This window comes from Nocardioides oleivorans (assembly GCF_004137255.1).
GTDB lineage: Bacteria > Actinomycetota > Actinomycetes > Propionibacteriales > Nocardioidaceae > Nocardioides > Nocardioides oleivorans.
The window spans coordinates 352,514-375,438 of sequence record NZ_SDWT01000001.1 but is presented as its reverse complement, the minus strand read 5'-3'; the positions used below and the strand labels follow the sequence as shown (position 1 = coordinate 375,438).

Below are 22,925 nucleotides of genomic sequence, written 5' to 3'. Positions count from 1 at the left end.
TCGGACCTCTCAGCCCCTCGTGCATGACGACCCGCGGGAGGGCGGGGTGGTTGCATCCGCTCGCGATCAGCCCTTCACGGCGCCGGAGCTGGTGTTCATGATCCGCTTCTGGAAGACCAGGAAGACGATCGCCACCGGGATCGTCATCACCGCGGCGGCCGCCAGCTTGAGCGGGTACTTGGTGCCCTGCCCGAGCTGGTTGGACGCCAGCGACGCCACGCCCTTGGTGAGGTTGGTCAGCTCGGGGTCGTTGGCCGCGACGATGAAGTGGCTCAGCTCGTTCCACGAGCCCTGGAAGGACAGGATCACGATCGTCACCAGCGCCGGCCGGGCCATCGGCAGCACGACCGACCAGAACAACCGGAAGGTCCCGGCACCGTCGATGCGGGCCTGTTCCTCCACCGACACGGGGATCGACTCGAAGAAGTTCTTCATGATGAAGATCCCCGCGGCGTCGACGAGCAGCGGCACGATCAGGCCGGCATAGGAGTTGTAGATGCCGAGCTGGTTGATGACCAGGAACTTCGGGATCAGCAGCACCACGTTGGGCACCGCCATGATCGCCACCAGGATCGCGAACATCAGCGCGCGGCCGCGGAAGTGGATCCGGGCGAGCGCGTAGCCGGCGAGGGAGTCGAAGAAGACCCGCCCCGCCGTGACGAACAGGGTGACGACGACCGAGTTCTTGAACCAGGTGGGGAACGCGTCCCCGCCGAAGAGCTGCTCGTAGGCCGCCGTCGTGAAGGTCTGCGGCACCAGCGAGATCGGGTTGGCCGCGGCCTCCGGCTCGGTCTTGAAGGACGTGGCGACGTCGATCAGGAACGGGAAGATGTAGACGACGGCCATCGCGACCAGGACGGCGTACAGCCACAGGCCGGGACGCCGGGCCGTCATGACTTCTCCCTGAGCGCCCACCGCTGGAGCAGCGTGAGGACGACGATGATCGCGAAGAGGATGAAGGCGATGGCGGCCCCTTCGCCCCAGCGCTGGGAGTTGAACGAGGTCTGGAACGACAGGTAGGCCGGGGTCAGCGTGGTCTTGGCGGGCCCGCCCTGCGTGCCCGTGTAGATCTGGTCGAAGACCTGCCACGTGCCGATCAGGCCCAGGGTCAGCACCGTGAACAGCGTCGGTCGGAGCATCGGCAGCGTGAGGTGCCAGAAGCGCTGCCAGGCGTTGGCGCCGTCGACCATGCCGGCCTCCTCGACCTCGTCGCCGACGTTGTTGAGCGCCGCGATGAACAGCAGCATGAAGGTGCCCGACGTCGTGAAGACCGCGAGCAGGATGAACGCCGACATGGCGAAGGAGGGGCCTGCGAGCCACTCCCACCAGGTGATGCCGAGCGCGCGGTGGTCGGTCAGCGCGGCCGGTGCGTCGACCCCGACGGCACCGAGGGCGGTGTGGATGATGCCGCGCGCGTCGCCGAACCAGTTCGGCCCGTCGATCCCGACCCAGCCGAGCATCGCGTTGACGGCCCCGGTGCTGTTGAAGAGGAACAGCCACAGCACCGTGATGGCGACCGCGCTCGTGACCGAGGGGAAGTAGAACGCCGTGCGGAAGAAGCCGCGTCCCTTCAGTGCCTTGGTGTGGACGAGCACGGCGAGTCCGAGGGCGACGGCGGTCTGGATCGGCACGACGAGCAGCACGTAGTAGACGTTGTTGCGCATCGCCGTGCCGAAGTCGCGCTGCTGCAGGCTGCCGCCCGTGAGGATGTTGGCGTAGTTGTCCGTGCCTACGAACCCGACGTCACCGGAGAACGGGCTGCCCACACCCCTCCAGTCCGAGACGCTGACCCACAGCGCCATCAGGACCGGGAAGGCGAGGAACACCGCCAGGAGCAGCATCGCGGGGGCGACGAACAACCACCCGTCCCGGTTCTGCCCCCGGCGGATCGACGCGGTCGTCACTGTCCGACGACGGCCTGCATCGACTGCTGGACCGACTCGAGGATCGCCTGCGGGTCTCCGCCCTCCAGGCCCTCGAGCTGGGCGTTGAAGTCGGCGATGACGTCGGCCGCGCCCTCCTGGGCCGGCGGGTTCTGGGCGTACTCGGCGCCCGCGACGAACGGCTGGAACTCGGGCCGGTCGGCGGCGTAGGACTCCGCGGCGCTCTGCACGGACGGGATCACGCCGAACGCGTCGGCGAACGTCAGCTGCTGGTCGGCCTGGGTGAGGTACTCGACCAGGGAGACCGCGTCGTCCTGGTTGCCGCTCTGGGCGGCGATGCCCCAGCAGTTGGTGAAGGCGAGGGTGCCCGGGCCGGCCGGTCCCTCGGGCAGCTCGGCCACCGTGTAGTCGACGTCGGGGAAGTCGTTCTGCATCGCGCCGGCGATCCAGTTGCCCTCGATCGTCATCGCGGCCAGCTCCTTGCCGAAGGCCTCGCCGCCCCAGCCCGCGCCGAGCGTGGAGGAGTAGGAGGCGACGCCGTCGTCCATCATCTGCTGCACGAAGTCGAGCGCCTCGAGGTTCTCGGGGCTGTCGACGGTCGCCTCGGAGCCGTCCTCGCTGACCATCGACCCGCCCGCCTGGGGGAAGAAGGAGCCGACGCGCTGGTACTCCGGACCGAAGGTGAGGCCGACGACCTTGCCCTGGGTCAGGGTCTCGGCGACGTCGGCCAGCTCGTCCCACGTGGTCGGCACGTCGGCGTCGGTGAGGCCCGCGTCCTTCCAGAGCCGGGTGTTGATGACCAGGCCGAGCGTGGAGAAGTCCTTCGGCGCGCAGTAGAACTGGTCGTCGATGGTGAAGGCGTCGACGAGGGTCGGGTAGAAGTCGTCGGCGTTGGCCAGCTGGTCGCCGTACGCCAGCAGCGAGCCGTTGGCGGCATAGCCGGCGAGGGCGTCGGTGGAGACGTAAAAGACGTCCGGCGGGTTGTTGGACGTGAAGCCCTGGCTCAGCTCCTGCGCGAGGTCGGTCGCGGCCTGGACCGTGGCCTCCGTGCCGCTCTCCTCCGACCACGCGGCCACCGCCTCCTCGACCGCCTGGGTCTCGGCGTCGCCCGACGACCCGATGAGGATCTGGATCGCCTCGCCGCCGCCACCACCGTCGGTGGAGGGGTCGCTCGAGTCGTCGAAGCCGCTGCCGCCACCGCAGGCGGCGAGGGCGAGCGACGCGGCGACCGCCAGGGCGGCAGCAGGTCCGGTGCGGTGGAGGTGCTTCATGGTCTCTCCTCGTGGAGGGGGTGGGGGATGGGTGGTGTGGTGGTGGCGGTGCGGGTGCTCAGTCGGTCTGGCCGCGCAGGCTCGACCCGCGGACGACCAGCTCCGGCTGGAGCAGCGACTGGTGGGGCTCGGTCGCGCCGTTGACCAGCGCCTCGACGGCCGTGACGAGGTCGTGGGCGACCTGCTCGAGCGGTTGCCGCAGGCTGGTGAGCCCCGGCGTGCTGAGTGCGGCGGCGGGGGAGTTGTCGAACCCGGTGACGGCGACGTCGGAGCCGGCGCGCAGCCCCCGCTCGGACAGTGCTCGCAGCACGCCGAGGGCGAGCGTGTCGGAGGCGCAGGTGATCGCGGTGGCCGGCTCGGACAGGTCGAGCAGCCGGTGGGCAGCGGTCCGGCCCTGGTCGAAGTCGTCGGCCACCTCGGCGTGGAGGTCGGTGTCGAGGCTGAGGTCCTTGCACGCCTCCTCCCAGCCGGCGAGGCGGTCCCGGCCGGTCTCGGAGCTGCGCGGCCAGCCGACGTGGGCGATGCGCCGGTGGCCCTGGGCCGCGACGTGCGACGTGGCGACGTAGAGCCCGTGCCGGCCGTCGACGTCGGTCCACGCGAGGTCGGTGTCGCCGTCCCACGAGCGGCCGAAGGTCGCGAACGGCACGCGGAGGTCGCGCAGGGCGGCCACGCGGGCGTCTCCGGCGTGGGCGCCGGTCAGCACGAAGGCGTCGACCGACGTGGTGCCCAGCAGCTCGCGGTATGCCGCGATCTCCTCGGCCTCGTCGTCGGCCTGGCACAGGATCAGGTGGCACCCGTTGGCCGAGGCGGACTCGGCGAGCGCGTGCAGGAACTGGTCGAGCAGCAGTGCCGCACGGTCGTCGCGCGAGGCCTCGACACGGACCCCGATGAGGCGCGAGCGCTGGTTGCGCAGCGCGCGGGCCGACCGGTTGGGGCGGTAGCCGAGCTCCTCGACGACCGCCAGGATCCGCTCGCGGGTCTGGGGCGCGACCCGCGCCGGGTTGTTGAGCGCGTTGGACACCGACTGTGCCGAGACGCCCGCGTGCCGGGCGACGTCGGCGAGCGTGACGTGGCCGTGGGGGACGGGGCCGCGGCTGTGCGGACGGGCGTCGGTCACGGCTCCTCCTGTCTCCCCGCTCCTGGGTGCGGGCTTGCCAAGTCGGTGATGTTTAGCGATAAAATCCGATCTGTGACGGAGGTTACACACGACGCCGAGCCCACGACAACCCCCCTGGCTGCGCCCGCGCTCCAGCCGCTCCTGCACGACCTCGCGTCGTGCGTCGCCGCGCCCGGGGTGCTCCTGACCTCGCTCGACGGGCAGCTGCGCGCGGGCGGCGTGAGCGGGTGGTACGTCGCCGACACCCGGTTGCTCGACCGCTGGGAGCTGTCGGTCGCGGGATCGGACCTCGACGTGGTGCGGGCCGACCACCGGGGCGCGGCCCGCCACTCCTTCTCCTACGTCGCACGCTCGATCGGTGACCTCTCGACCGCCGACCCGACCGTGCGCATCGACCGCACCAGGCGTCTCGACGCCGACGGCCTGCGCGAGGAGCTGACCGTCGAGTCGGCCGGCGCCGAGCCCGTCGACGTCGTGCTCCGCATCGACCTGGCCAGCGACCTGGCCGCGATGCCGGAGATCAAGCAGGGGCGGGCGGGGCCTCGGGTTCAGGCCTCGCCCGTCCCCGGCGGGCTCGAGTGGGCCTCCGACGAGGGGGTCGTGCGCGTCGTGGCCGACGGCACGACCCCCGAGGTCTCGCACGAGGACGGCCGGCTCACGTGGCACCTCAGCGTCGGCCGGGGGAGTCCCGCCACCGTGGCCCTGGCGGCCACGACCTCGGTGTCCTCGCTGTTCGGCGGCGGCCGCCCCGCCGGGTGGGCAGCGGACGTCGACGCGGGCGACGTACGGCTCACGCGGTTGGTGCGGCAGGGCCTCGCCGACCTCGACGGCCTGCTCCTGCGCGACGGCGACGACCGGTTCCTCGCCGCGGGCAGCCCGTGGTTCCTCACCCTCTTCGGGCGCGACTCGCTCTGGGCGGCGCGGATGCTCGCGCCGCTCGACCCCGACCTCGCGCTGTCGACCCTGCGCACCCTCGCGCGTCGCCAGGGCAGCACCGACGACCCGGCGACCGAGGAGCAGCCCGGCAAGATCCTCCACGAGGTCCGCAAGCAGGTGCTCGACCTCGGACAGCAGCGGCTGCCGCCGCTCTACTACGGCACGGTCGACGCCACCCCGCTCTTCGTCTGCGCCCTCGCCGACGCCCATGCGTGGGGCGCGGACCGCGAGCAGGTCCGCGCGCTCCTGCCGGCGGCACGCCGCTGCCTGGAGTGGGTGGTGGCGCAGTCCGTGTCGTCGGGCTGGCTCACCTACATCGACCACACCGGGGAGGGCCTGGCCAACCAGGGCTGGAAGGACAGCCACGACGGCATCCAGTTCGCCGACGGCCGGCTCGCCGAGCCGCCGATCTCGCTGAGCGAGGTCCAGGCCTATGCCTATGACGCGGCGGTCCGGGGCGGCGCGCTCCTCGCCGAGCTCGACGCCGACCCGGTCCCCGGACTGGCGGGGTGGGCGGCCGACCTCAGGGCACGTTTCGCACGGGACTTCTGGGTCGACGACGCCGAGGGCGGCCACGTCGCGATCGCGCTCGACCGGCGCGGCGAGCGGGTCGACTCGGTCGCTTCGAACCTCGGCCACCTGCTCGACACCGGCCTCCTCGACGCGGGCGCGGCCGAGCGCGTCGCCGCGCTGCTCGGCGACGAGCGGCTCGACTCGGGCTTCGGGCTCCGCACCCTCTCGGCGGCCTCGCCCCGGTTCTCGCGGCTCAGCTACCACGGCGGCTCGGTCTGGCCGCACGACACGGCGATCGCCGTACGTGGCCTGGCCTCGGTCGGCCGGTACGACGAGGCCGCGGGGCTCGCGGCGGGTCTGGTCCGGGCGGCCGAGGCCTTCGACGACCGGCTGCCCGAGCTCTACGGCGGCGACTCCGGCTCCGACGCGGACAGCCCGTCGGCGTACCCCGCCGCGTGCCGGCCGCAGGCCTGGTCGGCCGCCGGTCCGATCGCCTGCCTGGTCGCGCTGGGCGGGATCCGGCCGGATCCCGGAGCCCTGGTCCTGCGCCACCCCGTGCGCACGACGGGACGGCTCGGTGCGTGGACGCTGCGGGGGCTACGCCTCGGCGGGCACGCCTTCGACGTCGCCGTCGGGGTCGACGGCAGGGTGTCGGTCACCCTGCCGCCGGGGAGCCCGCTGCGGGTCGAGGTGGACGACTAGAGCAGCCAGCAGTTGCTGAGCTGCCCGATGCCGGCGAAGCGCGCCTCGAACCAGGGCAGCGCCTCGGCCGTCTGCGGCACGATGCCGCCGACGTGGAGCGGCGCGACGTTGGGCGAGAAGTAGACGTTGGCGCCCCTGCCGCACCACGACCTCGCCATCTGCTTGCCGACGGAGAACGGGATCACGTCGTCGAGGGTGGAGTGGGTCACCAGCACCGGGAAGGCCGGCTTGATGGTGCCGATCCGCTGCTGCTCGACGATGGACCGGAACGGCTCCTGCGTCATCAGCGCCGACATCGGCCGGCCGTCGGCGCTCAGCGTCGACGACCTCACGAAGGAGTGGTTGAGCAGGTCGAAGACGCAGTCCTGCTCGACCTGGTCGCTGGTCGCGCGGCCCTGGGCGTTGAGGTAGGGCGAGAGGTCGAGGTCGTAGCTCGCGGCCAGGCCGCGCAGCGCGAAGTAGGCGAAGGCGGAGTAGAGCCCACCGTCGAGGGAGCTCGCCACCTTCTGCAGGTCGGCCGGGACGGCGCCGACGACCGCGCCCCTGACCTTGAGGTCGGGGGCGTACGACGACGCCAGCTCGGCCGCAGCCGCCGCGGCGCCACCACCTTGCGAGTAGCCCATGATGCCGACCGGGCTGTTCGTGGTGAGGCCGGTGCCGGAGAGGCGCTGGGCGGCGCGGACCACGTCGAGCGTGGCCCGGCCCTGCGAGACGCGGTCCATGTAGGTGTGCACCCCGGCGGTGCCGAGGCCCTCGTAGTCGGGCATGGCGACGGCGTACCCGCGCAGCAGGAGGCCCTCGATGCCGATGCCTTCGTACTCGATGCCCTCGGAGAACTGGCGCGACGGGGCACAGCGGTCGGCCATGCCCTGGGTGCCGGGCGCGTAGCCGATCACCGGCCGGGACCCGACGCCGACCCACGGGCTCCTCGGCACCAGCACGGTGCCCGAGACCGCGATCGCCTTCCCGGTGCGGTTGGTCGTCCGGTAGAGGACGCGGTTCGCGTCGCGCACCAGGCTGGTGGCGTCGAGCGGGTCGAGCAGGAAGCTCATCTTCTCGCTGCGGATGACCGCGCCGTTGGTGATCGGCAGGGTGGCCGGAGCCTCGTAGAACGCGGGCCGGGGCGGCTCCGGCACGACCGCCGCTGCGGGCGACGTGCCGAGCGCTCCGGCTGCGAGCGTGGCGGTGAGCAGGGTGACGAGTGACGCGGTCGCACGGCGCAGCATGGTGTTCCCTCCCTCGGGCCGGACCCGACCGACCGTTGAGGGGAAACTACTCGTGAGTAGCGTCACACGTCATGTGACGTTCGTCACTTCGCCAGATCAGGCGTAGACCATGCCCATCGCCGCGCGCACCTCGTCGAGCGTCGCCTCGGCCACCTCGTTGGCGCGCGCGTTGCCGCCGCGCAGCACGTCGTCGAGGTAGCCCGGGTCGGCCAGCAGCTCGGCGCGACGGGCCCGCAGCGGGGCGAGCTCGGTGTTGATCGCGTCGGTCAGCCGACCCTTGAGCGCGCCGCCGCCGCCGTCACCGATCTCCTCGGCGACCGCTGCGGGATCGACGCCCTCGCAGAGCCCGATGAGGGTCAGCAGGTTGGCGACCTCGGGGCGTGCGTCCGGGTCGTAGGTGATGACGCGGTCGCTGTCGGTCTTGGCGCCCTTGAGCTTCTTCGCCGTCTCGTCGGCGGTCATCCGCAGCTCGACGACGTTGCCCTTCGACTTGCTCATCTTGGTGCCGTCGGTGCCGAGGATCAGCGGCGCCTCGGACAGCAGCGCGCCCGGCTCGGGGAAGACCGGGGCGTAGCGGTCGTTGAAGCGGCGCGCGACGACGCGCGTCTGCTCGAGGTGGGGGAGCTGGTCGCGACCGACCGGCACGACGTTGGCCTTGCAGAACAGGATGTCCGCGGCCTGGTGCACCGGGTAGGTCAGCAGGAGCCCGCCGATCGAGGTGATCCCGGCCGACTTGGCCTCGTCCTTGACGGTGGGGTTGCGCTGCAGCTCCGCGACGCTGACCAGGCTGAGGAACGGGAGCATCAGCTGGTTGAGGGCAGGCACCGAGGAGTGGGTGAAGATCGTCGCCTTGTCCGGGTCGAGGCCGGCGGCGATGTTGTCGACCAGCAGGTTGCGGACGTTGCCCGCGATGTCGCCGGCGACGTCACGGTCGGTGATCACCTGGTAGTCCGCGATGAGCTGCCAGATCTCCGCGCCGCTGTCCTGGAGGCGGATGCGGTTGCGGATCGAGCCGAAGTAGTGGCCGATGTGCAACGCGCCCGTGGGACGGTCCCCGGTCAGCATGCGCAGCGAGGCCGGGTCCGTCGCCATCTGCTCCTCGATGGCGTCGCTGCGGGCCTGGGCGGCGCGGAAGGTGTCACTCACGCCGCCGATCCTTTCACGCGGTGGTCAGGGGCAGCGATCGGGTTCTGTAGGGTCGTCGTGTGCCGACCATCGGAGTAGCGATCGCGATCCCGGAGCCCTGGGCGAGCGAGCTCCAGGACTACCGGACGTCCGTCGGCGACACCACGGCGACGCAGATCCCGACGCACATCACGCTGATCCCGCCGGCCGAGGTCTCCACCGACGACCTCGACGAGGTGACCTCCCACCTGGCCGAGGCGGCGGGCAACGTCGAGCCGTTCGACATCCACCTCCGCGGCACCGGCACCTTCCGGCCGATCTCGCCCGTCGTCTTCGTCACCCTGGCCGAGGGCATCTCCGCGTGCGAGCTGCTGGCCGACGCCGTACGCCAGGGGCCGCTCGCGGTCGACCTGGACTTCCCCTACCACCCGCACGTGACGGTCGCGCACCACCTCGACGACCCCACCCTCGACCGCGCCTTCGACGACCTCGCCGGCTTCGAGTGCCGCTTCTCCGTCGACGCGTTCAAGCTCTACGTCCACGACGCCGACGCCGGCTGGCAGCCCACCGACGAGTACGTCCTCGGCTGATGTCACTCGTCTCGAACATCAAGGAACGCGTCGCGGAGGTCCGCGAACGGCGGCCGTTCGTCGACCACCTGGTCCGGATGGTCGAGCACTACGGGGCCGTGAAGGGCAGCGCGCTCGCGGCGTCGGTGACCTACTTCGCCTTCCTGTCGTTCTTCCCCATCCTCGCCGTGGCGTTCGCCGTCGTCGGCCTGGTCTCGCGGGCCTACTCCCACGCCGACGACGACCTGCTGCAGGCAATCGACTCGCTGCTGCCCGGGCTCGTCGGGGGCGAGGGCGGCCTGAGCCTGTCGACGTTCCAGGACAACGCGCCCGGCCTGCTCAGCATCGGCATCCTGACCGCCCTCTACTCCGGCCTCGGCTGGCTCTCGGGCATGCGGACGGCCCTGGTCGAGGTCTTCGAGGAGCCCCAGCTCGAGCAGCCCAACTTCGTCGTCGGCAAGCTGCGCGACCTCGTCGCGCTCCTCACCCTCGGCTCCGTGCTGCTCGTGAGCGTGGCCGTCTCGGGCGTCGCCACCAAGGTCGCCACGCCGCTGCTCGACCTCGTCGGCCTCGGCGTGGGCGCCAAGCCGCTGCTGTGGGTGCTGGCGCTGGCCGTCGGGCTGGCGGCCAACGCGCTGCTCTTCTTCACCTTCTTCAAGACCCTCGCCGACCCCCGGATCCCGAGCCGTTCGCTGTGGTCGGGCGCCGCGCTCGGCGCGATCGCCTTCGAGCTGCTCAAGCAGGCCTCCACCTTCCTGCTCCAGGCGACCCGCGACCAGCCGGCCGTCCAGGCCTTCGGCATCGCGCTGATCCTCCTCATCTGGATCAACTACTTCTCCCGCGTCGTCTGCTACGCCGCCGCGTGGGCCCACACCTCGCCCGAGGCGCGTGCCGCCCGCGAGGCCCGCACGGTCGCCGAGCAGACGGTCGAGGGGCCCGGCATCGACCTCGCTGCGGCAGCGGCCGTCGTACCCGCCCCCGCGGGCCTCTCGCCCGCCTCCTCCCCGAAGGCCGCCTTCGCCGCCGGGGCTGCCTCGATGCTCGGGCTCGTCGCCCTCCTCCGCCGCCGGCGCTGACCCCTCCCCTCTCCTCCGCTGGGGCGGTGAGTGAGCCACTATCCGCGCGCCTCAGATGTGGCTCACTCACCGCTCGGCGCGTGTCGGGCGGGCGCGCGCCGGTGGGCGGTGCGTGACCACGATCGCCGCGCCTCAGATGTGGCTCACTCACCGCTCCGAGGCGGGCCACGAAACGTCCACAGGGCGAGTGCTGAGGCACCCCTCCACAGGTCCGATGTCCATCGGGTGCGATGCGGCCCGTCGCCGTGGCGAGATGCGTGCATGACCCGGATCCCGGAAGAATTCCTCCACGGCCCGTTCGGTCGTCGGTCCGCGCTGGACGCCGGCATCACGGCGCGGGTCCTCGAGGGCGTGAGGTTCCGACGCGTGCACGAAGCGGTCTACGTCCACCGCGACCACGAGACGACGTGGGCCGACCACGTGGAGGCCGCGCGGCTGGCGCTCCCGCACGCGGCGCGTACGACGGGCACGACCCGGCTGCGTCAGCTCGGGATCGACGTCGGCTCGCCGTTCCCGCTCCACTTCGTCGTCGAGGGTGACCTCCACCTGGTGCTCGACGGCGTGTTCCTGCACCGCACGGTCAAGATTCCGCCGTGCGACGAGGACGGCGTCTCGGTGGAGGCCGCGTACGTCGCCTACTGCGCGGACGCGCGGCTCATCGACGCGATCAGGATCGGCTGCTTCCTCCTGTACCAGCAGCGGCTCGACGGCGTGCTCCTCGACCAGCTCCTCACCGACGAGAAGTGGCGACGCGGGGCGGCCGAGACGGCGTACGCCCTGCCCTTCCTGGACGACCGGCCGCGCTCGATCCCCGAGGCCGAGCTGCTGGCGTACGTCGTGTTCGCCGGTCTGCCGGTGCCCGAGGTCAACGAGAGGACCACGCTGCCCGACGGGACCGAGCTGACTCCTGACCAGCACTTCGAGGACTACGACCTCGTCGTCGAGTACGAAGGCGGTCAGCACCTCGACGACCGCGGCCAGTACCTCGCCGACATCGACCGCTACGCCGCCTACCGCCGCAACGCCACGGCGTACGAGCAGGTCACCAAGGAGCTGATGCGCTCACCGAGGGCCACCGTCAGACGGATCCACGGCGCCCTCCGCAAGCAGGGCCATGGCGGTCCGGAGCCCGACTTCGAGGGTGCGTGGCTGATGTTGTTCCGGCGGCTCGAGGACCTGGTGAAAGAGGCACGTGCGGCCTGACGAGCGGTGCGTGAGCCACGTTCTCAACCCGTCGAATGTGGCTCACGCACCGCCCACGGGCGTGTTGAGGCGCAGACACGAGATGAGCGGTGAGTGACCCACAATCTGCGGGCACGGAATGTGGCTCACTCACCGCCCAAAGCTCAGCCGCTCGAGCCGGAGATGCCACGAGGGCCGGGGGAAGCCCCCCGGCCCTCGGATGTGCGAAGGATCAGTGCCCGTGGCGGATCGCGGTGCGGAGGTCCTTGTTGAGCTGGGAGATCACGTCGAGCGGGATCTCCTTGGGGCAGGCGGCGGTGCACTCGCCGATGTTGGTGCAACCGCCGAAGCCCTCGTGGTCGTGCTGGGCGACCATGTTGACCACGCGCTCGTCCCGCTCGGGCTGTCCCTGGGGGAGCAGGCCGAGGTGGGTGATCTTGGCACCCATGAAGAGCGAGGCCGAGCCGTTGGGGCAGGCGGCGACGCAGGCGCCGCAGCCGATGCAGGTCGCGACGTTGAAGGCGCGGTCGGCGTCGTCCTTGGGCACGGGCACCGAGTGGGCCTCGGGGGCCGAGCCGGTGTTGACGGAGATGAAGCCGCCCTGCTGGATGATGCGGTCGAAGGCGCTGCGGTCGACGACCAGGTCCTTGAGGACGGGGAAGGCGTCGGAGCGCCACGGCTCGATCGTGATGGTCTCGCCGTCGCTGAACGAGCGCATGTGCAGCTGGCAGGTCGTGGTGACCTCCGGGCCGTGCGCCTCGCCGTTGATCATCAGGCCGCACATGCCGCAGATGCCCTCGCGACAGTCGGAGTCGAAGGCGATCGGGTCCTCGCCCTCGGCGTTCAGCTGCTCGTTGAGCACGTCGAGCATCTCGAGGAACGACATGTCCTCGGACACGTCGGCCAGCTGGTAGGTGTGCATCGCCCCGGCGCTCGCGGCGTCGGGCTGGCGCCAGATCTTCAGGGTCAGGTTCACTTGTAGCTCCGCTGCTTCATCTCGATGGCCGTGTAGACCAGGTCTTCCTTGTGCAGGACGGGTGCGCGCATCTGGTTGGACTCGTCGTCGCCGGCCCACTCCCATGCGGACACGTAGGCGAACTCGTCGTCGTGGCGCAGCGCCTCGCCGTCCTCGGTCTGCGACTCGCCGCGGAAGTGGCCGCCGCACGACTCACGCCGGTTGAGGGCGTCGATGCACATGAGCTCGCCCAGCTCGAAGAAGTCGGCGACGCGGCCGGCCTTCTCCAGGGACTGGTTGAGGCTCTCGGCGGTGCCGAGCACCTTCACGTTGCGGTAGAAGTCGTCCTTCAGGGTGCGGATGAGGTCGATCGCCTTCTTCAGGCCGTCCTCGGTCCGCTCCATGCCGCAGTACTCCCACATGATGTTGCCGAGCTCGCGGTGGTAGGAGTCCACGCTGCGCTCGCCGTTGACCGTGAGGAAGTGCTCGATGCGGCCCTGGACCGACTCGCGCGCCTCGACGACCGCGGGGTGGTCCTCGGCGATGGGCTCGAACGGCCCGTCGGCGAGGTAGTCGCGGATCGTGTGGGGGAGGACGAAGTAGCCGTCGGCCAGGCCCTGCATCAGCGCCGAGGCGCCGAGGCGGTTGGCGCCGTGGTCGGAGAAGTTGGCCTCACCGGTCACGAACAGGCCGGGGATCGTCGACTGGAGGTCGTAGTCGACCCACAGGCCGCCCATGACGTAGTGCACGGCCGGGTAGATCCGCATCGGGACCGTGTAGGGGTCCTCGCCGGTGATCCGGGCGTACATGTCGAAGAGGTTGCCGTACTTGTTCTCCACCGCGTCGCGACCCAGGCGCTCGATCGCGTCGGCGAAGTCGAGGTAGACCCCGCGTCGTACGCCGTCGACCTCGGGCCCGACGCCACGGCCGTCGTCGCACTGGTACTTCGCCGCACGCGAGGCGATGTCGCGCGGCACCAGGTTGCCGAAGGCCGGGTAGATCCGCTCGAGGTAATAGTCACGCGCCTCCTCGGGGATGTCGCGCGGGTCCTTGTCGCAGTCGGCCTGGTCCTTGGGGACCCAGATGCGGCCGTCGTTGCGCAGCGACTCCGACATCAGCGTCAGCTTGGACTGGTGCGTGCCGGTGACCGGGATGCAGGTCGGGTGGATCTGCGTGTAGCAGGGGTTGGCCATGTAGGCGCCCTTGCGGTGCGCGCGCCACGCCGCGGTGACGTTGGAGCCCATCGCGTTGGTGGAGAGGTAGAAGACGTTGCCGTAGCCGCCGGAGGCGAGCACGACGACGTCGGCGAGGTGGGTCTGGATCTCGCCGGTGATCATGTCGCGGGCGATGATGCCGCGCGCCTTGCCGTCGGCGACGACGAGCTCGAGCATCTCGTGGCGCGAGTGCATCGAGACCGTGCCGGCCGAGATCTGGCGCTCGAGCGCCTGGTAGGCGCCGATCAGCAGCTGCTGGCCGGTCTGGCCGCGCGCGTAGAACGTGCGCGAGACCTGCACGCCACCGAAGGAGCGGTTGTCGAGCAGGCCGCCGTACTCACGCGCGAAGGGCACGCCCTGCGCGACGCACTGGTCGATGATGTTGGTGCTGACCTCGGCCAGTCGGTAGACGTTGTCCTCGCGCGAGCGGTAGTCGCCGCCCTTGACGGTGTCGTAGAAGAGGCGGTGGACGGAGTCGCCGTCCTCCTTGTAGTTCTTCGCCGCGTTGATGCCGCCCTGGGCCGCGATCGAGTGCGCGCGCCGCGGGGAGTCCTGGTAGCAGAACGTCTTCACGTTGTAGCCGGCCTCGCCGAGCGTGGCGGCGGCCGAGGCGCCGGCCAGGCCGGTGCCGACGATGATGATGCTCAGCTTGCGGCGGTTGGCCGGATTGACCAGTCGCGCCTCGAACTTGCGGTTCTGCCAGCGGTCGGCGATCGGGCCGTCGGGGGCCTTGGTGTCGATCAGCGGCGTGCCGGGCGTGTAGTAGCCGGCAGCGTCGTCGTAGTCCCCGTCGAGCGTTCCGGTGGGGGAGGCCTCGGTCGCGGTGACGGTGTCGGGCATGTCCATGTCGTGGCTCACGAGAGGTGACCCCTTACTTGGTGATGATGCCGGTGAGGACACCGAGCGGGACGAGGGAGAAGCCGACCGAGACGATCAGCGCGACGACGAAGCCGAAGACCTTGGCGCGGTGGCGCTTGGCCGCGGTGCCCGTCCAGCCGAGCGTCTGGGCGGCGCTCCAGATGCCGTGGTGCAGGTGGGCGCCGAGCGCGAGCATCGCGACGATGTAGATGAGCGTCAGCCACCACACGTCGAAGGTGTCGACGAGCAGGTTGTAGGGGTCGTTGGTCGCCCCGCCCTGCACGTTGACCTTGCCGATCGAGAAGTTCAGCAGGTGCCAGATCAGGAAGAGGAAGATCGTCAGCCCGCCCCACCGCATGAGGAGGCTGGCGCGCGTGGCACCGGTGTCCTTCTTCACGACGTACTTCGTGGTGCGCGCGCGGGCGGCACGACGCCAGAGGACGACGGCGCAGTAGACGTGGACCACGAGCGAGGCGATCAGCCCGACGCGCAGGATCCACAGCAGGCCCGCGTGCGGGAGCATCGGCTCACCGATCTCGCGGAGGTGCTCGGCGTACTCGTTGAACGCGTCGTGCCCGCCGAACGCCTTCAGGTTGCCGTACATGTGCGCGAGCACGAACCCGAGGAAGATGAAGCCGCTCACGGCCATGGCCATCTTCAGGGCGATGGTGGTGCGCGATGCCTTCGCGCCCTTCACCAGACTGGGGGGATTGGTTTGGGTTGCCACAACGTGCACGGTATCGCGACACCTCGTCGCGCGACTCGCCGAGGCCGTGTGACGTATCCCCCTTCCACTCCCGTGTGATGCGCGTCATAGTCACAGATGTCGACCGGACCCCAGACCGGCACGGAGGAAGCATGGCCTCGACCGACCACGGCGTGACCAGTACGACCCGTGCGCACATCGAGGCGCGGACGTTGCGCCAGGACCGGTGGTGGCTGCAACCACTCACGACCTTCGTCGTCTTCTCGTCGTTCGTGGTCTACGCGACGGTGCGCGCCTTCATGGGTCGCGACTACTACGCCTCGCCGTACCTCTCGCCCTTCTACTCGCCCTGCCTCGGCGACTGCGTGGAGGGCGCGTCGGACTTCGGCCAGCCCTTCGGGTGGTTCCCGCTCTCGGCGGCGCTGATCATCCTGGTCTTCCCGCTGGGCTTCCGGATGACCTGCTACTACTACCGCAAGTCCTACTACCGCGCGTTCTGGCTGAGCCCGCCCGCGTGCGGCGTCGCCGAGCCGCACCAGGCGTACTCCGGCGAGACCCGCTTCCCGCTGGTCCTGCAGAACGTGCACCGCTGGTTCTGGTACGCCGCTGTGCTGGTCGGCCTCGTGCTGACCTACGACGTGCTGCTCGCCTTCCGCCCGATGCCGGCGGAGTACGCCGTCGGCGACGGCGAGACGAGCGGCGTCCACATGGGGCTGGGCACCCTGCTGATGATCGCCAACGTCGCCTTCATCTGGCTCTACACGCTCTCGTGCCACTCGTGCCGCCACATCGTCGGCGGCCGGCTGCGCCACTTCAGCAAGCACCCCGTGCGCTACCGGCTCTGGACCTGGGTCTCGCGGCTCAACGAGAGCCACGGCAGGTGGGCGTGGTACTCGCTGTTCTCGGTCGCCCTCGTCGACCTGTACGTCCTCCTGCTCGCCACCGGCACGATCCAGGACCTGAGGTTCTTCTGATGAGCGACCGCCATCCGATGACCGGCAACGAGATGTCGCCCGACGCGCAGGCGGGCATGGAGCGGCACGCGTACGACGTCGTGGTGATCGGCGCCGGGGGAGCGGGGCTGCGGGCGGCGATCGCCGCGCACGACGCGGGGGCCCGGGTCGCGGTGGTCTGCAAGTCGCTGCTCGGCAAGGCGCACACGGTCATGGCCGAGGGCGGCATCGCGGCGGCGATGGGCAACCGCTGGCCCGAGGACAACTGGGAGGTGCACTTCCGCGACACCATGCGCGGCGGGAAGATGCTCAACCACTGGCGGATGGCGCAGCTGCACGCGCAGCAGGCGCCCGAGCGGGTGATGGAGCTCGAGGACTGGGGCGCCCTGTTCGACCGCACCGACGACGGGCTGATCTCCCAGCGCGACTTCGGCGGCCACAAGTACGCCCGGCTCGCGCACGTCGGCGACCGCACCGGGCTGGAGATGATCCGCACCCTCCAGCAGCGCACCGTGCAGCTCGGCATCGACGTCTTCATGGAGCTGACGATCACCGACCTCTTCAAGGACCCCTCGACGGGCCCAGGGCGGGCGGGCAGGATCAGCGGCGCCTTCGGCTACTGGCGCGAGACCGGCCGCTTCGTGCTCTTCGAGGCACCGGCGGTGATCCTCGCGACCGGTGGCATCGGCAAGTCGTTCAAGGTCACCTCCAACTCGTGGGAGTACACCGGCGACGGCCACGCGCTCGCCCTGCGTGCCGGCGCCAGCCTCATCAACATGGAGTTCGTGCAGTTCCACCCGACCGGCATGGTCTGGCCGCCGTCGGTGAAGGGCCTGCTCGTCACCGAGTCGGTGCGCGGCGACGGCGGCATCCTGAAGAACTCCGAGGGCACGCGCTTCATGTTCGACTACATCCCCGAGTTCTTCCGGGCCGAGACCGCCGACACGGTGGAGGAGGCGGACGCCTGGTATGACGACAAGAAGAGCAACCGGCGCCCACCTGAGCTGCTGCCGCGCGACGAGGTCGCCCGCGCGATCAACTCCGAGATCAAGGCGGGCCGCGGCACTCCGCACGGAGGCATCTACCTCGACATCGCCTCGCGGCGCAGCCCGGATTTCATCCGCAAGCGCCTGCCGTCGATGTACCACCAGTTCAAGGAGCTCGCCGACGTCGACATCACCGCCGAGCCGATGGAGATCGGCCCGACCTGCCACTACGTGATGGGCGGCGTCGAGGTCGACCCCGACACCCAGGAGAGCGCCGTCACCGGGCTGTACGCCGTCGGCGAGTGCTCCGGCGGGATGCACGGCTCGAACCGGCTCGGCGGCAACTCGCTCGGCGACCTGCTGGTCTTCGGCAAGCTGGCCGGCGAGGCCGCGACGTCGTACGCCACTGGGCTGGGCAGCGCCCGGCCGACGGTCGCCGACGCCGACGTGGAGGCCGCCTCGGCGAGCGCGGTCGCACCCTTCGGGACCGAGGGTGGGGAGAACCCGTACTCCATCCAGGCCGACCTCCAGCAGTCGATGAACGACCTGGTCGGCATCATCCGCACCGCCGGCGAGCTCGAGCGGTCGCTCACCGAGATCGAGGCCTTCAAGGAGCGGGCGAAGGCGATGACGGTCGAGGGTCATCGGCAGTACAACCCCGGCTGGCACCTCTCGATCGACCTGCGCAACATGCTGGTCGTCTCGGAGTCGATCGCGAAGGCGGCGCTCGCGCGCGAGGAGTCGCGCGGCGGCCACACCCGCGACGACTTCCCGGCCACCGACCACGAGGTGTGGGGTCACAAGAACCTGGTGGTCAGCCTCGACGACGCCGGCACCGGCGTCGTGCTCAGCGAGAAACCGCTGCCCGAGATGCCCGACGAGCTCAAGAAGTACTTCGAGACCGCACCGGCCGAGCCGAAGAAGGAGTCCTGATGGCCTACGACCTCAAGCTCCGCGTCTGGCGCGGGGACGGCGACGGCGGCGAGCTGACCGACTACACCGTCGAGGTGTCCGACGGCGAGGTGGTCCTCGACGCGCTGCACCGCCTCCAGGCGACCCAGACCGGAGACCTGGCGATCCGCTGGAACTGCAAGGCCGGCAAGTGCGGCTCGTGCAGCGCGGAGATCAACGGGCGGCCGCGGCTGATGTGCATGACCCGGCTCTCCGACTTCGACGAGACCGAGACGATCACGGTCACCCCGATGCGCACCTTCCCGGTGATCCGCGACCTGGTGACCGACGTGTCGTTCAACTACGAGAAGGCCAAGGAGCTGCCGTACGCCGAGCTGGGCCCGCGGGACGCCGACGGCAAGCGCCGGATGATGCAGGTCGACGTGGAGCGCGGCCAGGAGTTCCGCAAGTGCATCGAGTGCTTCCTGTGCCAGGACGTGTGCCACGTGGTGCGCGACCACGAGGACAACAAGCAGCACTTCGCCGGCCCGCGCTTCTTCATCCGCTACGCCGAGCTCGACATGCACCCCCTCGACACCCACGACCGCCGCAAGCTGGCCCAGGACGCGGCGGGCCTGGGGATGTGCAACATCACCAAGTGCTGCACCGAGGTGTGCCCGGAGGGCATCCACATCACCGACAACGCGATCATCCCGATGAAGGAGCGCGTCGTCGACCGGAAGTACGACCCGCTGGTGTGGCTGGGCAGCAAGATCGGCCTGCGCAACAAGGACAATGACGGCCGCGCCGAGGTCTGAGCTCCGGCCCTAGCTGGTCGGCTTGCGCCGCGAGCGCGCGCCACGGCTCTTGTGCGCGACCTGGATCCGGCTGCTCTCGCTGTCGGCCGCCGCCCCGGTGACGGTGACGGTGACGAGACCGTCCTCGAAGGCCGCCTCGATGTCGTCGGGGGTGGTCTTCTCCGGGAGCGTGATGGCGCGACGGAACTCGCCGTAGTAGCGCTCGCGCACCAGGAAGGCCGCGCCGTCCTCGCCGTCGTCCTCGGCGTGGCGCGCGCCGGACACGGTGAGCACGCCGTGGCTGAACCGGAGGTCGACGTCCTCGGGGTCGACGCCGGCCAGCTCGATCCGGATGAGCAGGTCGTCGCCACGGGCGAGGATGTCGGTGCTCGGCACCCAGGCCGAGGCGTGGGTGCGCTCGGCAACCTCGGCGGACTCCATCGAGCCGTGCACGCCGAGTGTGCGGAGGCGCGACAGCTCGCTGACGAAGTCGGTCACGCCCTCGAACGGGTTGCGGCGGTCGGGCATCGGTGTCTCCTGGTCTCGGACGGCGGGTGGGTCAGCTGCGCAGCGGGGTCATCAGGCCGACCCGACGCAGGAACGAGCGGGCCACGTCGACCTCGCTCCGGCCGTCGGTGACCTCGGCGTTCATCTGCACCATCGCGTCCTCGCTGAGCTCGGAGTTGACGGTGTCGATGACGTTCATGAAGGCCTCGGAGTCGATCGAGTCGAGCTTGCCCTCGTCGACGACCATCACGACGTTCTGCGAGCCGAAGAGCAGCTCGGGGTCGTCGAGGAGCGTGTAGCGCCCGCCGCTGAGCTGCGGGTCGGTGGTGAAGGCGTCGACCGCGTCGGCGTCGCCGTCGTCGAGCATGGCGTACTGGTCACCGAGCTCCGACGGCACGAAGCGGGCGTTGTCGAGGCCGTAGACCTCCTGCAGTCCGACGAGGCCGAGGTCGAGGTCCTCGAACTCGGGGCGGGCGCCCAGCACGAAGGAGTCGAGGTCGGCGAGGTCGGCGATCGAGGTGAGGCCGTTCTCCTCGGCGAACGCGTCGGCCACGGCGATGGCGTCCTTGTTCTCGAAGGGCGTCTGCTCGCTGACGACCATGTCCTGGCCCTCGTAGTAGTCGCGCACCGCCTCGTAGGTCTGCTCGGGGTCGAGGCCGGTGACCTCCTCGCCGGCGACGATGGAGAGCACCGTGCCGGTGTAGGCGACGTACCCGTCGACCTCGCCGTCGCGCAGGGCCTGGTCGAGGTCCTCGGCAGGACCGACCGCCTTGCGCAGGTTGACGGTGTAGCCGTTGACCGCCAGCGCCTGGCGCCAGAGCTCGCCGAGCACCAGCGCCTCGGGGAACTCCTGCGTGCCGATCGTGACGCGCAGCGACGCGCCCTGCGGCTGCTGCGAGGCGTCCCGCTCGGAGTTCTCCCCGCAGGCCGTGAGGAGCGCGGCGCCGAGGGCGACGACTGCCACGAGGGCACGTGCGCGGCGCATCACGAGGCGTCTCCGGCCCGTGCGCGCTGCTGGGGTCGTACGCCGTCCTCCGGCCCGTCGCGCTTCGGCTCGCGGCCCTCCTCGCGCAGCGCCTTGACCCAGCACCACGCGACGCCGACCAGGACGAACGTGAAGGGCACCGAGCCCAGGATCGCCGCCTGCTGGAGCGCGGTGAGTCCGCCGACGAGGAGCATCGCGCAGGCGATGCCGCCCATCAGCAGGCCGAGCACGACGGTGACGAACTTCGACGGCGTGATCGACCCGCGCGAGGCCATGGTGGCCATCACGACCGATGCGGCGTCGGCGCCGCTGATGAAGAACAGCGCGATCAGCACGATGCAGAGGCCGGCGCTGATGGCGGGGATCGGGAGCACGTCGAGTGCGGTGAAGAGCGAGAGCTCGGGCGTGGCCAGCGAGCCGACGATGTCGGCCTTGCCGCTGCGCTGGAGCTCGATGCCCGTGCCGCCGACGATGGCGAACCAGAGGAAGCCGAAGCCGGTGGGTGCGGCGACCACGCCGATGATGAACTCGCGGATCGTGCGACCACGCGAGATGCGGGCGACGAACATGCCGACGAAGGGGGCCCACGAGACCCACCAGGCCCAGTAGAAGAGCGTCCAGCCGGCCATCCACTGCTCGTCGCCGACGCCGGTCTGGAGCGACATCGGCAGCACCTGGATGACGTAGTTGCCGATCGACTCGATGCCCTGCGAGATCACCAGGACGGTCGAGCCGCCGACGACCAGGAAGAAGAGGAAGAGGCCGATCGTGGCGAACGAGCCGAGGTTGGCCAGGAAGTTGATGCCCTTCTCGACACCCGACGTCGCGGAGATGACGAAGAGCAGCGTCACCACCACGATGATCGCGACCGCGACGGCGTTGGACTTCGGCACGTCCAGCAGGTAGTTGAGCCCGCTGTTGAGCTGGAGCCCGTTGAGCCCCAGGGCAGTGGCGGTGCCGAAGAGCGTGGCGACGATCGCCAGGGCGTCGATCAGGCGGCCGATGGGCCTGTTGTTGGCGTCGGGCCCGAGGATCGGGGTGAAGGTCGAGCTCACCAGGATCGGCAGCCCCTTGCGGAAGCTGAAGTAGGCCATCGCGCCGCCCATGACGGCGTACATCGCCCAGCCGTTGAAGCCCCAGTGGAAGTAGGTGTAGCGCAGGGCCACCAGCGCCGCGGCCTCCGACTCGGGGTCGGCCAGGCCGTGGGGCGGTGACGTCCAGTGCGAGACGGGCTCGGTGATGCCGTAGAAGAGGAGGCCGGCACCGAGACCGGCGGCGAACATCATCGAGATCCACGAGAACGTGCCGAACTCCGGGCGCGAGTCGTCGGGGCCGAGCCGCAGCCGGCCCCACGGGTGGAGCGCGAGGAAGATGCAGAGCACGAGGACGGCGAAGGCGATCAGCACGAACACCCAGCCGAAGTTGCCGATCACCCAGCCGAGCGCGCTCGTCATGACGCTGCCGAGGCTGGTGGGGGCGAAGAGGCCCCAGGCGACGAAGACGCCGATCAGCAAGGCCGAGCCCCAGAACACGATGGGGTCGACGTCCTTCAGGATGCGCTTCACAAGATCTCCCGCCCAGGACACGGGCGAGGGCTCACCCGGAGGATTCGAGCAACCCTGTCGGGGTCGAGGTCAGCCTGTCAATCCTGTTGTCGCGTTTCTGAATTGATCTTGTCCAGTTCTGTCGGTGAGCACCAGTCGGGTCAGGTCGCGGACCACCACGATCGCCAGCACGGCCGCCGCGATCGTCATCAGCGACGTCCACTGGTGCACCCGCGCGACGTCGACCACGACGCGGGAGTAGCCGAGGGCGGGGGCGTCCGGGTAGGCCGCGGCAGTGGCGCTCGCCCGCAGCTGCGCGCCCCAGCTGAGGACGTACTGCCCGGCGAACAGTCCCCACCACCACACCTGGCTGAGGGGGACCACCGTCCGCGGGTCGCCCGTGGCGCCGCGGCGGACGTCGGTGACGACCCGGAACGGCTGCCAGAAGTTCATCACCGGCACGAACCAGCCGCCGATCGCCCAGCCGGAGTCGTGCCGCATGACGGAGCGGTCCATGCGACTGCTGTGGTGCGCGGTGTAGAGCCAGCCGATGAAGAGGACGCCGGTCACCAGCATCCACGCGCTGGCGGGGAGGGTCGACAGCAGCAGCGAGTCGATGCGCCGGCCGTCGGCCGGGGTCACGGAGTCGGGGAGCAGGCGCACCTCCTCGTCGAAGGCCAGGACCTGGCGATCGACCCAGATGCCGTAGGTGCTCGAGACCACCATGCCGACGAGCGCGAGCTGGGTGAGGGCCGACAACAGTGCCCACCGACGAGGCAGGTCGGGGTGGTGCGCCGTGGGCGTCGGTGCGACGGGGTGGACGTGCTCGGTCCATCGGTGCCCGTCCCACCAGCGCAGCCACCGACCGTCACGCGGGTCGGCGTACCAACCCTCCCCCGGAGTCGACATGGGCGGGAGCGTAGTGAGGG

The 22,925-nt window shown here is 70.4% G+C and carries 20 protein-coding genes; 7 read left to right on the top strand and 13 right to left on the bottom strand.

Annotated elements, in window-relative coordinates:
• Window positions 1–66 precede the first annotated feature (66 nt).
• The 4 genes from EUA93_RS01770 to EUA93_RS01755 are packed head-to-tail and all read right to left on the bottom strand — an operon-like array spanning window position 67 to window position 4,271.
• Window positions 67–894: a carbohydrate ABC transporter permease gene (locus EUA93_RS01770; RefSeq protein ID WP_129398207.1), complete on the bottom strand. Its 828-nt coding sequence runs from the start codon at window positions 892–894 to the stop codon at window positions 67–69.
• The gene (locus EUA93_RS01765; RefSeq protein WP_207208584.1) at window positions 891–1,904 is read right to left on the bottom strand and encodes a carbohydrate ABC transporter permease; all 1,014 of its coding nucleotides are present in this window, start codon (window positions 1,902–1,904) and stop codon (window positions 891–893) included. The genes EUA93_RS01770 and EUA93_RS01765 overlap by 4 nt, the downstream gene beginning before the upstream one ends.
• Complete coding sequence (locus EUA93_RS01760; protein WP_129398205.1) at window positions 1,901–3,154, bottom strand: sugar ABC transporter substrate-binding protein; 1,254 nt, start codon at window positions 3,152–3,154, stop codon at window positions 1,901–1,903. Before EUA93_RS01760 ends, EUA93_RS01765 begins: the two co-directional genes overlap by 4 nt.
• A gap of 58 nt (window positions 3,155–3,212) precedes the next feature.
• The gene (locus EUA93_RS01755) at window positions 3,213–4,271 is read right to left on the bottom strand and encodes a LacI family DNA-binding transcriptional regulator (RefSeq protein WP_165355024.1); all 1,059 of its coding nucleotides are present in this window, start codon (window positions 4,269–4,271) and stop codon (window positions 3,213–3,215) included.
• Window positions 4,272–4,343: 72 nt separating this feature from the next.
• Between EUA93_RS01755 and EUA93_RS01750 the strand changes: the two genes are divergently transcribed.
• Complete coding sequence (locus EUA93_RS01750; RefSeq protein ID WP_165355023.1) at window positions 4,344–6,422, top strand: glycogen debranching N-terminal domain-containing protein; 2,079 nt, start codon at window positions 4,344–4,346, stop codon at window positions 6,420–6,422.
• Here the strand turns inward: EUA93_RS01750 and EUA93_RS01745 are convergent.
• Complete coding sequence (locus EUA93_RS01745; RefSeq protein ID WP_129398199.1) at window positions 6,419–7,648, bottom strand: lipase family protein; 1,230 nt, start codon at window positions 7,646–7,648, stop codon at window positions 6,419–6,421. The genes EUA93_RS01750 and EUA93_RS01745 overlap by 4 nt on opposite strands.
• A gap of 96 nt (window positions 7,649–7,744) precedes the next feature.
• Window positions 7,745–8,803 carry a tryptophan--tRNA ligase gene (gene trpS / locus EUA93_RS01740; protein ID WP_420819071.1) on the bottom strand — a complete coding sequence of 353 codons (1,059 nt, stop codon included), beginning with the start codon at window positions 8,801–8,803 and terminating at the stop codon, window positions 7,745–7,747.
• Window positions 8,804–8,853: 50 nt separating this feature from the next.
• On the opposite strand from trpS, the gene EUA93_RS01735 reads away from it, so the two are divergent.
• From EUA93_RS01735 to EUA93_RS01725, 3 genes are all read left to right on the top strand, one after another.
• Window positions 8,854–9,363, top strand: a complete 510-nt coding sequence (locus EUA93_RS01735) for a 2'-5' RNA ligase family protein (protein WP_129398197.1) — start codon at window positions 8,854–8,856, stop codon at window positions 9,361–9,363.
• Complete coding sequence (locus EUA93_RS01730; protein WP_129398195.1) at window positions 9,363–10,418, top strand: YihY/virulence factor BrkB family protein; 1,056 nt, start codon at window positions 9,363–9,365, stop codon at window positions 10,416–10,418. Before EUA93_RS01735 ends, EUA93_RS01730 begins: the two co-directional genes overlap by 1 nt.
• A 261-nt stretch (window positions 10,419–10,679) precedes the next feature.
• Window positions 10,680–11,621 carry a hypothetical protein gene (locus EUA93_RS01725; RefSeq protein WP_129398193.1) on the top strand — a complete coding sequence of 314 codons (942 nt, stop codon included), beginning with the start codon at window positions 10,680–10,682 and terminating at the stop codon, window positions 11,619–11,621.
• Between the two features lie 211 nt (window positions 11,622–11,832).
• Here EUA93_RS01725 and EUA93_RS01720 read toward each other — a convergent pair whose 3' ends face one another.
• Genes EUA93_RS01720 through EUA93_RS01710 form a run of 3 tightly spaced genes read right to left on the bottom strand, consistent with a single transcriptional unit; the run spans window position 11,833 to window position 15,324 of the window.
• Window positions 11,833–12,576 carry a succinate dehydrogenase/fumarate reductase iron-sulfur subunit gene (locus tag EUA93_RS01720; protein ID WP_129398191.1) on the bottom strand — a complete coding sequence of 248 codons (744 nt, stop codon included), beginning with the start codon at window positions 12,574–12,576 and terminating at the stop codon, window positions 11,833–11,835.
• Window positions 12,573–14,609, bottom strand: a complete 2,037-nt coding sequence (locus EUA93_RS01715; RefSeq protein WP_129401031.1) for a fumarate reductase/succinate dehydrogenase flavoprotein subunit — start codon at window positions 14,607–14,609, stop codon at window positions 12,573–12,575. The genes EUA93_RS01720 and EUA93_RS01715 overlap by 4 nt, the downstream gene beginning before the upstream one ends.
• A 31-nt stretch (window positions 14,610–14,640) precedes the next feature.
• Complete coding sequence (locus EUA93_RS01710) at window positions 14,641–15,324, bottom strand: succinate dehydrogenase cytochrome b subunit (RefSeq protein WP_242497200.1); 684 nt, start codon at window positions 15,322–15,324, stop codon at window positions 14,641–14,643.
• A gap of 161 nt (window positions 15,325–15,485) precedes the next feature.
• Between EUA93_RS01710 and EUA93_RS01705 the strand changes: the two genes are divergently transcribed.
• From EUA93_RS01705 to EUA93_RS01695, 3 genes are read left to right on the top strand one after another with little or no spacing between them, the layout of a single operon-like run.
• The gene (locus EUA93_RS01705; protein WP_129398189.1) at window positions 15,486–16,307 is read left to right on the top strand and encodes a hypothetical protein; all 822 of its coding nucleotides are present in this window, start codon (window positions 15,486–15,488) and stop codon (window positions 16,305–16,307) included.
• Entirely contained in the window at window positions 16,307–18,205 is a 1,899-nt protein-coding gene (locus EUA93_RS01700) for a fumarate reductase/succinate dehydrogenase flavoprotein subunit (RefSeq protein ID WP_207208583.1), read from the top strand. The genes EUA93_RS01705 and EUA93_RS01700 overlap by 1 nt, the downstream gene beginning before the upstream one ends.
• Complete coding sequence (locus tag EUA93_RS01695) at window positions 18,205–18,981, top strand: succinate dehydrogenase/fumarate reductase iron-sulfur subunit (RefSeq protein WP_207208582.1); 777 nt, start codon at window positions 18,205–18,207, stop codon at window positions 18,979–18,981. The genes EUA93_RS01700 and EUA93_RS01695 overlap by 1 nt, the downstream gene beginning before the upstream one ends.
• Window positions 18,982–18,990: 9 nt before the next feature.
• On the opposite strand, the gene EUA93_RS01690 is transcribed toward EUA93_RS01695, so the two are convergent.
• From EUA93_RS01690 to EUA93_RS21745, 4 genes are all read right to left on the bottom strand, one after another.
• Window positions 18,991–19,488: an Hsp20/alpha crystallin family protein gene (locus tag EUA93_RS01690; protein ID WP_129398187.1), complete on the bottom strand. Its 498-nt coding sequence runs from the start codon at window positions 19,486–19,488 to the stop codon at window positions 18,991–18,993.
• Between the two features lie 31 nt (window positions 19,489–19,519).
• A complete protein-coding gene (locus tag EUA93_RS01685; RefSeq protein ID WP_129398185.1) occupies window positions 19,520–20,452 on the bottom strand; it encodes an ABC transporter substrate-binding protein in 933 nt (310 codons plus the stop codon).
• The gene (locus EUA93_RS01680; RefSeq protein ID WP_165355022.1) at window positions 20,452–22,017 is read right to left on the bottom strand and encodes a BCCT family transporter; all 1,566 of its coding nucleotides are present in this window, start codon (window positions 22,015–22,017) and stop codon (window positions 20,452–20,454) included. The genes EUA93_RS01685 and EUA93_RS01680 overlap by 1 nt, the downstream gene beginning before the upstream one ends.
• 69 nt (window positions 22,018–22,086) lie before the next feature.
• Window positions 22,087–22,905, bottom strand: a complete 819-nt coding sequence (locus EUA93_RS21745) for a DUF4328 domain-containing protein (protein ID WP_207208581.1) — start codon at window positions 22,903–22,905, stop codon at window positions 22,087–22,089.
• Window positions 22,906–22,925: the final 20 nt, after the last annotated feature.